The organism is Lysinibacillus sp. NPDC098008, from assembly GCF_044760715.1.
Classification (GTDB): domain Bacteria; phylum Bacillota; class Bacilli; order Bacillales_A; family Planococcaceae; genus Lysinibacillus.
In genome coordinates, this window is sequence record NZ_JBIWBA010000014.1 from 87,835 (window position 1) to 101,438 (window position 13,604).

General features: G+C 39.5%; 12 protein-coding genes, 1 rRNA gene and 1 riboswitch. All 13 genes read right to left on the minus strand.

Annotated features, from left to right (window positions below):
- Window positions 1-285: 285 nt before the first annotated feature.
- Window positions 286-1,812 (minus strand): bifunctional phosphoribosylaminoimidazolecarboxamide formyltransferase/IMP cyclohydrolase, encoded by a 1,527-nt coding sequence (gene purH, locus ACIQVU_RS12955; RefSeq protein WP_340807754.1) that lies wholly within the window; start codon window positions 1,810-1,812, stop codon window positions 286-288.
- Window positions 1,813-1,958: 146 nt separating this feature from the next.
- Entirely contained in the window at window positions 1,959-2,528 is a 570-nt protein-coding gene (gene purN / locus ACIQVU_RS12960; protein ID WP_340807756.1) for a phosphoribosylglycinamide formyltransferase, read from the minus strand.
- Window positions 2,528-3,583 carry a phosphoribosylformylglycinamidine cyclo-ligase gene (gene purM, locus ACIQVU_RS12965; RefSeq protein ID WP_402895891.1) on the minus strand — a complete coding sequence of 352 codons (1,056 nt, stop codon included), beginning with the start codon at window positions 3,581-3,583 and terminating at the stop codon, window positions 2,528-2,530. The genes purN and purM overlap by 1 nt, the downstream gene beginning before the upstream one ends.
- Before the next feature lie 56 nt (window positions 3,584-3,639).
- Window positions 3,640-5,064, minus strand: coding sequence for an amidophosphoribosyltransferase (gene purF / locus ACIQVU_RS12970; protein WP_402895893.1), 1,425 nt, complete (start codon window positions 5,062-5,064; stop codon window positions 3,640-3,642).
- On the minus strand, window positions 5,040-7,274 hold the full coding sequence (gene purL, locus ACIQVU_RS12975; protein ID WP_340807762.1) for a phosphoribosylformylglycinamidine synthase subunit PurL: 2,235 nt from the start codon (window positions 7,272-7,274) through the stop codon (window positions 5,040-5,042). The genes purF and purL overlap by 25 nt, the downstream gene beginning before the upstream one ends.
- Window positions 7,261-7,944, minus strand: coding sequence for a phosphoribosylformylglycinamidine synthase subunit PurQ (purQ, locus tag ACIQVU_RS12980; RefSeq protein WP_340807764.1), 684 nt, complete (start codon window positions 7,942-7,944; stop codon window positions 7,261-7,263). Before purQ ends, purL begins: the two co-directional genes overlap by 14 nt.
- Before the next feature lie 2 nt (window positions 7,945-7,946).
- Complete coding sequence (purS, locus tag ACIQVU_RS12985; RefSeq protein ID WP_340807766.1) at window positions 7,947-8,195, minus strand: phosphoribosylformylglycinamidine synthase subunit PurS; 249 nt, start codon at window positions 8,193-8,195, stop codon at window positions 7,947-7,949.
- Window positions 8,196-8,197: 2 nt separating this feature from the next.
- Complete coding sequence (purC, locus tag ACIQVU_RS12990) at window positions 8,198-8,908, minus strand: phosphoribosylaminoimidazolesuccinocarboxamide synthase (protein WP_340807768.1); 711 nt, start codon at window positions 8,906-8,908, stop codon at window positions 8,198-8,200.
- Between the two features lie 94 nt (window positions 8,909-9,002).
- Entirely contained in the window at window positions 9,003-10,298 is a 1,296-nt protein-coding gene (gene purB / locus ACIQVU_RS12995; protein ID WP_340807770.1) for an adenylosuccinate lyase, read from the minus strand.
- Window positions 10,299-10,312: 14 nt separating this feature from the next.
- Entirely contained in the window at window positions 10,313-11,437 is a 1,125-nt protein-coding gene (gene purK, locus ACIQVU_RS13000) for a 5-(carboxyamino)imidazole ribonucleotide synthase (RefSeq protein WP_340807772.1), read from the minus strand.
- Window positions 11,434-11,922, minus strand: coding sequence for a 5-(carboxyamino)imidazole ribonucleotide mutase (gene purE, locus ACIQVU_RS13005; protein ID WP_340807773.1), 489 nt, complete (start codon window positions 11,920-11,922; stop codon window positions 11,434-11,436). The genes purK and purE overlap by 4 nt, the downstream gene beginning before the upstream one ends.
- A 210-nt stretch (window positions 11,923-12,132) precedes the next feature.
- Window positions 12,133-12,231, minus strand: a riboswitch (purine riboswitch).
- A gap of 93 nt (window positions 12,232-12,324) precedes the next feature.
- Entirely contained in the window at window positions 12,325-12,519 is a 195-nt protein-coding gene (locus ACIQVU_RS13010; RefSeq protein ID WP_340807775.1) for an NETI motif-containing protein, read from the minus strand.
- Window positions 12,520-13,509: 990 nt separating this feature from the next.
- Window positions 13,510-13,604: ribosomal RNA gene (rrf, locus tag ACIQVU_RS13015) — 5S ribosomal RNA — on the minus strand; the annotation flags it as partial.

The window sequence follows — 13,604 nt, forward strand, 5'->3', positions numbered from 1 at the left end:
AAAAATCCTCCTCTGTGTACATAAGACCAAGATGCTTTATCTTGGTTCAGTATTTATCCTTCTTTAAGATAGAGGTAGCTGTCTAGTTTCCTCTTTGTTCAACAAATAGCTAAACATCCACTGAACCAAGATAAAGGCACCGGCGGATGTCACAGATTTTGAAAAGGAGTTTTTCGAGCACACTCGAAAAAAATCTGGACACATTGTTTATCTGCGTGAAAGCAAAGCGTCAGCAGTTATGCTGAGGCATAATTGATCCACTATCTCGGTCTATACCTTGCTATTTTAATGTTTGAAATGACGTACGCCTGTAAATACCATAGCAATGCCATATTCATTTGCTTTATCAATCGAATCTTGGTCTTTTATTGAGCCGCCTGGCTGAATAATTGCTGTAATGCCTGCTGCCGCTGCTGCCTCAACCGTATCGCTCATTGGGAAAAAGGCATCTGATGCAAGTGCAGCTCCTTGTGCTTTTTCTCCAGCTTGCTCAAAGGCAATTTTAGCTGCACCTACACGGTTCATTTGCCCTGCACCTACACCAAGCGTCATATGAGCATCTGTCACAACAATGGCATTTGATTTCACATGTTTGACAACAGACCAACCAAGCTTTAAGGCTTCCCATTCCTCTTCTGTTGGTTCACGATCTGTTACCACTTGAATCTCTGCATCACCAAAGCCATAACAATCTGGCTCTTGTACTAACAGGCCACCTTCCACAGAAACAACATTAAATTGATCTTGCTTTGCTTGTTCAAATGGAATTGTTAATAAACGAATATTTTTCTTTTGTGTTAAAATATCTAGTGCTTCTTGTGAGAAAGCAGGCGCAATAATAATTTCTAGGAAAATATGGCTTAGCTTTTCTGCTGTTGCCGCATCTACCTCACGATTTAGTGCAATAATGCCACCAAAAATAGATGTTGGATCCGCTTCATATGCTTTATCAAACGCTGCCCCGAGTGTATCTCCTGTGCCAACACCACAAGGATTCATATGCTTTACGGCTACCGCTGCTGGCATATCAAATTCCTTGACGATTTGCAATGCTGCATTGCCATCCTGAATATTATTATAGGATAATTCCTTACCATGTAGCTGTGTAGCATAAGCCAATGAAAAGTCAGAGCCAAGACGTTTTTGGTAAAATGCTGCTTGCTGATGTGGGTTTTCACCATAGCGTAAGTTTTGTTTTAATTCATATGTTAATGTTAAGCTCTCTGGAAACTCTTCTTCTGTTAAATAATTAGAGATATAAGAATCATAAGCGGCTGTGTGACGGAAAACTTTCGCAGCTAATTTACGACGTGTTTCTATAGTTGTTGCACCATTAGCTTTTAGTTCCTCTAATACATTTGCATAGTCATTGCTATCTACGATAACCGTTACATACTGATGGTTTTTTGCAGCAGAACGTAACATTGTTGGGCCACCGATATCGATGTTTTCAATCGCATCCTCCCAAGTTACATTAGGCTTTGAAATTGTTTCAACAAATGGATATAAGTTGACACAAACAATTTCAATTGGTTCAATACCATGCTCATTCATTTGTGCTTGATGGGAAGCATCGTCAAACTTTCCTAATAGACCACCATGAATCATTGGATTTAATGTTTTCACGCGACCATCTAAAATTTCAGGAAATCTCGTTACTTCATCGACAGCTGTTACAGCTACAGCATTATCCTGTAACATTTTTTTTGTACCGCCAGTTGATAAAATTTCATAACCTAATGCTACTAATTCCTTTGCAAATTCTAAAATACCATCTTTATTGGAAACACTAATTAATGCACGTTTTGTCACAACAATATCCTCCTAATTTTTATCGTGTTGACCACGAAGTAACTTGCTAGATTGGTAGAGTTAGGTCTTGTTGGTAAGAAGGTACTTGACCTAACCCCTTTGATGTATCTTAGTTCAAGCTTTTTGAGCACACTCAAAAACATTGCTTACTGTAATAATTGCTGCAAAGCCTTTGTATACAATAAATGCTCTTGCTTATGAATCTCTGCCTCTGTTGCTTCACGATTTCCTTCAATAACTGGTACAGCAACCTGTGCAATAATGGGACCTGTATCCATTCCCTCATCTACAAAATGCACAGTCACACCCGTTACCTTTACACCATGATTCATTGCCTGACCAATGGCATCTTTCCCGGGAAAAGCTGGCAATAAAGAGGGATGAATATTGACAATGCGCTGTGGATATGCCGCTAATAGTACATCACTAATTAAACGCATATACCCTGCAAGCACAATCCATTTCACATCATATTTATGTAAAACCTCAATAATAGCTGTTTCATAGGCTGCTTTTGATGCAAATTCTTTTGGATTTAATGCAAGTACAGGAATGCCAAAATGATCAGCACGTGTGACAACAAATGCTCCCGGTTTATCTGTCACAACAAGCTCAATTTTTGCATGTAGTTCACCACGCTCAATAGCCTCTTGAATCGCTTGAAAATTACTGCCGCTGCCTGACGCAAACACGGCGATTTTTGTCGGTGCAGTCATTACACTAAACTCCCATCATGTGAACCGTTAAAGATAACGCCATCACCCTTTACAACGCGACCAATTGTATACGCCTTTTCACCATTTGCCTCTACTGCCGCAATTACCTTTTCAGCTTCCTCTGCTGCAACAGCAATGACAAAGCCAATCCCCATATTAAAAACATTATATAAATCTTTATCTGCTAATTGACCTTTATCTTTTAAAAACTCAAAAATACGCAAAACTGGCCATGAGCCTAAATCAATTTCAGTTGCTAAGCCTTCTGGCATCATACGTGGTAGATTTTCATAGAAGCCGCCACCTGTAACATGTGCACAGCCATGAACTTCGGCTGCCTTTAAAGCCGCTAATACTGGCTTAGCATATAGCTTTGTTGGCACGAGAAGCGCCTCACCGATTGGGCCTAAATCTTCGTAGCCTTCGACAATAGCATCCACCGCATATTGCTGATCTGCAAAAACAATTTTACGGACTAACGAATAACCATTTGAATGCACACCGCTTGATGCAATACCAATAAGCACATCGCCTTCGACAATATTTTCACCTGTAATAATGGCAGACTTTTCGCAAGCGCCTACTGCAAAGCCAGCTAAATCATATTCATCTTCCTCATAAAGCCCCGGCATTTCTGCCGTTTCACCGCCGATTAATGCAGCTCCTGATTGGACACAGCCATCTGCAACACCTTTAACAATTTGCTCAATTTTTGCAGGCTCTGCTTTCCCAAGTGCTACATAATCTAAAAAGTATAGCGGCTCTGCTCCTTGCGCTACAATATCATTGACACACATGGCTACACAGTCCACGCCAATTGTATCGTGCTTATCCACCATAAATGCTAGCTTTAGCTTTGTCCCAACACCATCTGTCCCTGAAATAAGAACAGGTTCTTGAAGATTTAGTTCTGACAAGTCAAACATACCACCAAAGCCACCAAATGCTCCCATCACACCTAGACGGTTTGTACGTTCAACATGAGATTTCATTCGTTTCACGGCTTCATAGCCTGCTTCAATATTTACACCTGCTTGTTCATATGCTTTTGACACGCAGAGTTCCTCCTTATTATCCAAATCGCCCTCATTCTAGAGGTGGTATTGTTTTCTTAACGTAATAGTTCTTTTTCATGTGGTAAGATGGTATCCGGGAAAATCTCTGTTGGATATTTGCCTGTAAAACATGCTAGACATAGTCCACGGTTGTCATCTTCATATGGTCGTGCAATTGTTTCTACCATTCCCTCAGTAGAAAGGAATGTTAGAGAATCTGCACCAATTGCTTCACGAATTTCATCTACATTATGACTGGATGCAATCAGCTCTTCATGTGTAGAGGTATCAATGCCATAATAGCAAGGGTTTGTCATCGGTGGTGAAGAAATCACAACATGCACCTCTGCCGCACCTGCATCCTTTAGCATTTTGACAATACGACGTGATGTTGTACCACGTACAATGGAATCGTCCACCATTATTACACGTTTACCCTTTACAACTTGAACAACTGGGGACAGCTTCATTTTCACACCACGTTCACGTAGCTCCTGTGTCGGCTGAATAAAGGTACGACCAACATAACGGTTTTTAATAAGACCTAGCTCATAAGGAATGCCACTTTCCTCTGCAAAGCCAATTGCAGCAGAAATGCTTGAATCAGGCACACCTGTTACAACATCTGCCTCGATATGTGCACATTCACGCGCAAGCTGTTTACCCATACGTTTACGTGCCATATGAACATTAATACCATCAATATCTGAATCAGGACGTGCTAAATAAACATATTCCATTGCACACATAGCACGCTTGTCCATATCTGCAAAGCGGTCAGATTTAACACCTTCATCATTAATAATTAATAGCTCACCTGGCTCCACAGAGCGAACAAACTCTGCACCAATTAAATCAAATGCGCAAGTTTCAGAAGCTACCACCCAGCCATCTCCTAGCTTGCCAAGAGATAATGGGCGTAAACCATGTGGGTCACGTGCAACAAGCATTTCATCCTTTGTCATAATTAAGAAAGAATAGGCACCTTTTAATAAAGATAGGGCATTTTTCACCTTCGCACGGAATGGTGAATGCGAGCTTTTCTTAATAAGATGCGCCAACACTTCTGTATCAGAGCTTGAATGGAAAATACTACCTTGACGCTCTAAATACTGCTTTAAATGCGTCGCATTGACTAAGTTACCGTTATGAGCAATGGAAAGGCTACCAGTTGAAGAATGAAATAATAATGGTTGGACATTTTCAATGCCACCACCACCAGCAGTTGTATAACGAACATGGGCAATAGCTGCTTTGCCGTCCACTGCTTTTAATTTATCTTCATTAAAAACATCATTCACTAATCCTTCGCCTTTCACTGCACGAAGGTGCTGTCCGTCAGAAACAACGATACCAGCGCCTTCTTGTCCACGGTGTTGAAGAGCATGAAGCCCATAGTAGCTAAGGTGTGCTGGATTTGGGTTACCCCAAATACCAAACACCCCACATTCTTCGTTTAAGCCTCTGAGTTCAGCAAGCATGGGATTGCTCCTTTCCAATTAGAACGGAATTCCTCCACTGTACCTTCTATAAGCACACCTTTGTCTCCGCTGATTTTCACAAGTGCATCATTTGTTACGACACCAATTTTCTGTGCATCTTTTACGATTTCTACAAACGCTGCAGCATTTTCTTCTTTTACTGTTACAACAAAGCGCGATTGACTTTCACTAAATAATGCCGTTGTTGCAGAGCCTGTTAATGTTACCTCAATGCCAAGACCATTTGCATTAAATGTTGTTTCGGCAAGTGCAACAGCAAGACCGCCCTCAGCCACATCATGGGCAGATTGGATAAGCCCCGCTTTAATCGCTTTTAATAGTGCTTGCTGACGCGCAGCCTCCACCTCTAAATCAATCGCAGGTGCTTTCCCTGAAATCACACCATCGTTTAATAGCTTTTGCAGCTCTGAGCCACCAAATTCTGTATTTGTTTCACCAATGACAAATACAATATCCCCAGCAGCTTTTACTTCCTGCGTTGTTACATGGGCTAAGTCTTCAATAAGACCAACCATACCAATTGTTGGTGTTGGGTAAACCGCTTCTCCTGAGCGTTCATTATAAAGTGATACGTTCCCACCAATAACTGGCGCATTTAATGCTATACATGCAGCAGAAATACCATCAGCGGATTTTTCAATTTGCCAGAAAATTTCTGGTTTTTCTGGATTACCAAAGTTTAAGCAGTCTGTAATCGCAAGTGGCGTACCACCAGAGGCAACGATATTACGAGCTGCTTCTGCTACCGCAATCGCCCCACCCACTTCTGGGTCTAGGTAGATATAGCGAGAGTTACAGTCTGTTGTCATTGCCAAGCCCTTATTTGTGCCACGTACACGAAGTACAGCCGCATCAGACCCTGGTGCAACAACTGTTGATGTACGTACCTGATAATCGTACTGATCATAAACCCATTCTTTAGAAGCAATTGTTGGTGCTTGTAAAAGGGCATTTAACGTTTCTTTATAATCTGTAACAGTTGGCTCTGCATTTTCGATTGCTTGGAACTGTGCATAATATGCAGGTTCAGCGGATGGCTTATGATAGACAGGTGCATCCTCTGCTAGCGCATCAGCAGGTACTTCTGCCACTACTTCCCCATTGTGTAAAAGACGAAGCATTTTATCATCCGTTACTCGTCCAATGGCAACAGCATCTAAATCATATTTTTCAAAAATCGCTTTAATTTCATCTTCGCGACCCTTTTTCACTACTAATAGCATACGCTCTTGAGATTCAGACAACATCATTTCATATGCTGTCATCCCTGTTTCACGCTGAGGCACTAAGTCTAAGTTCATTTCTACACCAGAACCAGCCTTGGAAGCCATCTCTGCTGAAGAAGAAGTTAGTCCAGCTGCACCCATATCTTGAATACCAACTAACGCATCAGATTTTACAACTTCTAAACATGCTTCAAGTAAAAGTTTCTCCATAAATGGATCGCCTACTTGTACTGCTGGACGTTGGTTTTCTGATTCCTCAGTTAATTCCTCAGAGGCAAATGTTGCACCATGAATGCCATCACGACCTGTTTTCGCACCAACATACATCACTGTATTGCCAACACCTGCTGCAATACCTCGTTGAATATCTTTATGGTCAATTAAACCAACACACATAGCATTTACAAGTGGATTACCTTCATAGCAAGGGTCGAATTGAATTTCGCCACCTACTGTAGGAATACCAATACAGTTACCGTACCCTGCAATACCTGCTACAACTTCCTCAAATAAATATTTACCACGTGCTGATTTTAATTCACCAAAGCGCAATGAGTTTAGCATAGCAATTGGACGCGCACCCATTGAGAAGACATCACGAATAATCCCGCCTACACCTGTTGCAGCCCCTTGATAAGGTTCGATGGCAGATGGATGATTATGTGATTCCATTTTAAAGACAACCGCTTGCTCATCACCAATATCGACAATCCCTGCACCTTCACCCGGTCCTTGTAAAACTTGAGGTCCTTTTGTAGGGAATTTACGTAATACAGGCTTTGAATTTTTGTAGGAGCAGTGCTCAGACCACATTACTGAGAAAAGACCTGTTTCTGTCCAGTTAGGTAGACGCCCTAAAATTCCTTCTACCATTGCAAATTCTTCGTCTGACATCCCCATACCAGCGTATAGCTTTTCATCCTTAATTTGCTGTGCTGTTGGCTCAAACTTAGTTGTTGACATGATTTTCCCTCCACTGCTTCACAATTGATTTGAATACTGCTAGACCATCTGCACCGCCCACCAGTGCATCAACAGCTCGCTCTGGGTGTGGCATCATCCCTAATACATTGCCACGCTCATTGATAATCCCTGCGATATCTGCTAAAGAACCGTTTGGATTTTCACCTGAGTATGTGAAAACAATTTGATTGTTATCTTTTAATGCTTGTAAAGTTTCTTCATCACAGTAGTAGTTCCCCTCGCCATGTGCGATTGGAATATTAATGATTTGACCTTGCTCGTATTGATTTGTGAATAATGTATTGTTATTTTCTACCTTTAGCTGCACTGTACGGCACATAAATTTTAAATTTTTATTGCGTAATAAAGCCCCTGGTAACAAGCCTGATTCTGTTAAAATTTGGAAACCATTACATACACCTAGTACAGGTTTGCCAGCCTCTGCTGCTTTCTTAACCTCTGCCATAATATTAGATTGGTTTGCCATCGCGCCACAGCGAAGATAATCGCCGTATGAAAAACCTCCAGGAACTAAAATACCATCAAAGCCACTTAAATCTGTTGCTGTATGCCATACATATTCTACTTCTTCACCTAGCTCGTCCTTTATCGCATGATACATATCAATATCACAGTTGGACCCAGGGAATACGAGTACCGCGAATTTCATGATTAATTAGCCTCCTCGATTTCATAACGGTAGTCTTCGATTACAACGTTCGTTAAAACCTTTTCACACATTTCTTTTACTAGACTATCAATATCTCGTTCTGTATCTTTTAATGTTAATTCAAGATATTTACCAATACGTAAATCTTCTACTTCATCGTACCCAATCTTTGCTAAAGAACCTTGTACTGCAGAGCCCTGTGGGTCAAGAATGCTCTCACGTAATGTTACATAGATTTTTACTTTTTTCATTGTTATTTGCCTCCGAGTCTAGAAAGTATAATAGTATAAACTTCAGTTAAATTACCAAGGTTTCGACGAAAAACATCTTTGTCTAACTTTTGCTTTGTTGTTGCATCCCAAAGTCGACATGTATCAGGTGAAATTTCATCTGCCAATAATACAGTGCCATCTGCATCACGACCAAACTCTAATTTAAAGTCAATCAGTGTCACATTAACTTCTTCAAAAATTGGCTGTAAAACTTTGTTAACGGCTAGTGCCTTCTCGTAAATAGTAGTTACTTCAGCAGGTGTTGCAAGCTCCAGTATGTCAATATGCTCTGTTGTAATAAATGGGTCGCCTAAAGTATCATCTTTATAATAAAATTCAACGATAGGTCGTTTTAACGGTGCCCCTTCATCAAGACCAAGACGTGTTGCCAAGCTCCCTGCTGCTATATTACGAACGACCACTTCAATTGGGATAATCTCTACTTTTTTTACAAGCTGCTGTGTATCTGATAGTTGTTTTACGAAATGTGACGCAATTCCGTTAGCTTGTAATTTTTCGAAAATTAATGAAGTAATGCGATTATTTAATACACCCTTACCTTCAATTTCCTCTTTCTTTTCACCATTAAACGCTGTTGCACTATCCTTATATTCAACAAGCAGCACATTTGGCTCCTCTGTTGTATACAATCTTTTTGCTTTACCTTCATACAAAAGTTGACCTTTCGTCATGTCGTTTTCCCCCTGATATTATGAAATCCACCTGTAGTAATGTTCAGAATTGAACCGTATCTCTACGATTCAACTCTGAAACTTTTCACGAATATTAGTTCAGTCCTAATCGTTCAAAAATCATATCTACATGCTGTAAGTGATAGTTGTAATCAAAGCACTCATCCAGCTCTTCTTTTGTTAAATAGGACGTGATTTTTTCGCTAGCATCCACTAATGTACGGAACTGAACTTGCTCGTCCCATGCCTGCATTGCTAAAGGCTGTACTGTATCATATGCTTCCTCACGTACTAAGCCCTTATCAATCAATGCTAGTAAAATGCGTTGAGAATAAATAAGACCAAATGTGCGATCCATATTACGTTTCATATTATCAGGGAATACTGTTAAGTTTTTCACAATATTACCGAAGCGATTTAACATATAGTTAAGAGTAATCGTTGCATCAGGTAAAATAACACGCTCTGCCGATGAGTGTGAAATATCACGTTCATGCCATAAAGCGACATTTTCATACGCTGTCACCATATAACCACGCATTAAACGCGACATACCGACCATATTTTCAGAGCCGATTGGATTACGTTTATGCGGCATTGCTGATGACCCTTTTTGCCCCTTTGCAAAGGCTTCCTCTACTTCACGTGTTTCTGATTTTTGTAAGCCACGAATTTCTGTTGCGAATTTTTCAATAGATGTTGCAATTAAGGCTAATGCACCTAAATATTGTGCATGGCGATCACGCTGTAAAGTTTGCGTTGAAATTGGTGATGCTGTAAGCCCTAATTTATCGCATACATATTGTTCAACACGAGGATCGATATTGGCATATGTACCAACAGCCCCAGACATTTTCCCTGTTTCAATTACTTGAGCAGCCGCATCAAAGCGTTCAAGGTTACGCTTCATTTCCTCATACCATAAGCCAAGCTTTAAGCCGAAAGTTGTTGGCTCTGCATGTACACCATGCGTACGCCCCATCATAACTGTATATTTATGTTCCTTTGCCTTTGCAGCAATAATATCAATAAAATTTACTATATCCTTACGTAAAATCGTATTAGCTTGTTTGATTAAATAAGAAAGCGCAGTGTCCACTACGTCTGTAGATGTTAAACCATAATGTACCCATTTACGCTCTTCACCAAGCGTTTCAGAAACGGCACGTGTAAAAGCTACAACATCATGACGTGTTTCTTGTTCAATTTCTAAAATACGATTTACATCAAATGAAGCATTTTCACGAATTTTAGCAACGTCCTCTTTTGGGATTTCGCCTAACTCTGCCCAAGCCTCACACGCTAAAATTTCTACTTCTAGCCAAGCTTGATATTTATTTTGCTCTGTCCAAATTGCGCCCATTTCGGGTCTTGTATAACGTTCAATCATCGTGTATCTCCTTCTTATTCTGACCAAATACCAGAATGCTCAATTTGTTGTAATGTTTCCTCTAGGTTTTTTGTCATAATCGTTACATGGCCCATTTTACGGTTCACCTTAGCCTCAGCTTTCCCATAAAGATGAATAGACCATTCAGGATATTTAGCAATTGAGTTACTTAATGGCACGACATGCTGTCCTAATACATTGACCATAATGGATGGTGCCCAAAGCTGTGGCTTACGTAATGGCCAACCACAAACCGCACGGATATGCTGATGGAACTGTGAAATATTACATGCCTCTATTGAATAGTGACCTGAGTTATGAGGCCTTGGTGCTAATTCATTAATAACAATGCGCCCATCTTCTAATACAAACATTTCTACCGCTAAAGTTCCTACTAAATGTAAGTAATCTGCAATTTTTAAAGCTTCACGCTCTGCAGTTTGAGCTGTATCTTCTGTTATACGTGCAGGTACAATCGTTTCATGTAAAATATGATGCACATGAATATTCTCTCCAACAGGCTGACAATATGATTCACCGTCCCCATTTCTTTGGACAATAACCGATACCTCTTTTACAAAAGGTACAAACCCTTCTGCAATACATTGTGAATGAATAAATAATTCTTCTGCCAAAGGTAGGTCTGCTGCTGATTTTAAAAGCTGTTGCCCTTTGCCATCGTAACCACCTCTTGCTGTTTTGACTATACAAGGATACCCAATGGAATCAATATTGGCTACTAATTCTTCATAAGTTCTTGCTACAATATAAGGTGCTACCGGACAACCAGCCTTCACAATGGCATCCTTTTCTGTTATACGGTTTTGTGTAATGCGCACTAACTCAGCTCCTTGAGGAACATACGCAATTTGTGATAATCGTTTTAAACCTTCATAATCGATATTTTCAAATTCATATGTGATCACATCACTCACTTCTGCAAGCTCTTCCAATGCAGCTTCATCATCGTAAGGTGCTACAATACGAATATCAGCTACCTGCCCACACGGTGAGTCCATTGCTGGTTCAAGCACCGCAATTTTAAAGCCGGATTCCTTTGCAGCAAGTGCCATCATTCGACCAAGCTGCCCTCCGCCTATAATTCCAATCGTTTGTCCAGGGTAAATTATTTTTGTCACACTAAGTCACCTGAGCTTTCTACTACTTGCTGTTTTGTTGCCTCACGTCTAGCATCCAATTTAGTAGCAAGCTCCGTATCAGTTGTCGACAAAATTTGCACTGCAAGTAATCCTGCATTTGTTGACCCAGCTTTACCAATGGCTACAGTTGCTACAGGCACACCACCAGGCATTTGAACAATAGATAATAATGAATCAAGTCCATTTAGTGCACGTGATTGAACAGGTACACCAATAACTGGCAATGTTGTTTTCGCTGCTACCATTCCTGGTAAATGTGCAGCTCCACCTGCTCCTGCAATAATCACCTGTATACCTCGTTCGCGTGCTGTTTCAGCATACTCAAACATTAAATCAGGTGTACGATGTGCAGATACAACCTTTTTTTCATATGGTACTTGTAATTCATCTAATATATCACATGCATGTTTCATTGTTTCCCAGTCACTTGAACTCCCCATAATGACACCGATTTTCGGATTCATAAATTGTCGCTCCTTTTAAACGATAGAAAAATGATCAATTATTGTGCAAGCCTCTATTCTCTCATAGCGCCTGCAATTTTTCTCTTCCTTGACAAAAAAATCCCCAACTAAACTACTCTCTACCATACACGCGAAAGCAGCTTACTTGAGGACTTATAAAGACAAGAATATATCCATGTATAAATCTATACATCGATCCTCTTGTAGCATTCCAAAAGCGCTTTCCCGCATAGTCCAGCATTTACGGTGCCGGGTAGAAACACTAGAGCCAATCCTCTAGCATATATGTGGGATTTATTTGTTTTTCCTTCTCACATTTTAACAAGGGATTCCCTTATCGTCAATGCAAAAATACGAACATTTTTTTAATGTTAATATAAAACATTCGGATTTTATTTATATTTACTCCATATCCTGAATGAGCATAGCTTTAAATTGAATTTTTTGGCGTAAATATGTCGGCTCATTATTTACTAGATGAAAAATTGGCTCTTCCTTTCTACCAACCGCTATATACCCATCCTTACGCATTCTTGCTAAACATTCATCAATGGATTCATGTTCTTGCACTTCATACCAAATTTGTTTTTTTCCCAATTTTGACTTCCTTTCAACCTTAATCATTTGAACTTCATTATGCTTTGAAAAAGCTGCCAATTTTAGTCAAGCTATAAAATAGATACCTAACAAAATGAACAATAATAGTAAATGTAGCACAACAAGTATCTTACGAAAATCACCATTAATGCCGAATAATGCACTGATAATACCAATTATACTTAAAATAAATGGCATAAACCCGCTTAGTTCATAAAGCAACTTAAAAAAAGCTCCATACCACTTTGTCGAATCATGGCCAAACATAAAGATTATTAATAAAAGACACAAAATCGATATACTTGCAAAAATATTATGCCTCATTTTTAATCCTCCATTATAAAACCCCTTTTATTTCTATTTATTAGCATTTGTTATAGACAATTGTAACATTTTGTTTATCATATCATTTTTTTATTACTTTATAAAACTAGGGTGTAAAGAGCCATAATAAGGTTTTTCATACTATTAAATTCTGAACTGAGGTTTTATTAAATAAAGTTACTTAAGAAGCAGGTAATAAAAGTGAAAAGACGCTCATTGTGCTATTTATATGTAATTGTAAAGCCAAGTTATAAAAGGGATAATGTTTCTTATAAGCATTTGAAACTACCAAGCGTTTTTTAAGACGGGTTATGGAAAACAGTTTTTATCATTATCTTCTGGTTAAGCAATATTATAAATAGTACCACTTTACAAGGAGGGGATGAACATTGAAAACAGGGTTCGGTAGCCAGCCCTTATAATAGCTGACTATTGACTGCAAGTAGAGGTTGCTATATCAAGCTATAGTTGTATATATCTGTAGAGAGGAGCAGACTTTAATAGAATTGGAAAACTATTTGAGCTCTACTAATATCTTAATCTTCAGGCAGAGCAAATTTTTTTATGTAAAAACATAGTGATAGTGTAACGTAACGATAGTTACAAGGAGATAGAATTTTACATACAAAAAAGTCATGGAATATATTCCATGACTTTTTATAGATTGCCTAGCGACGTCCTACTCTCACAGGGGGAAGCCCCCAACTACCATCGGCGCGAAAGAGCTTAACTTCCGTGTTCGGGATGGGAACGGGTGTGAC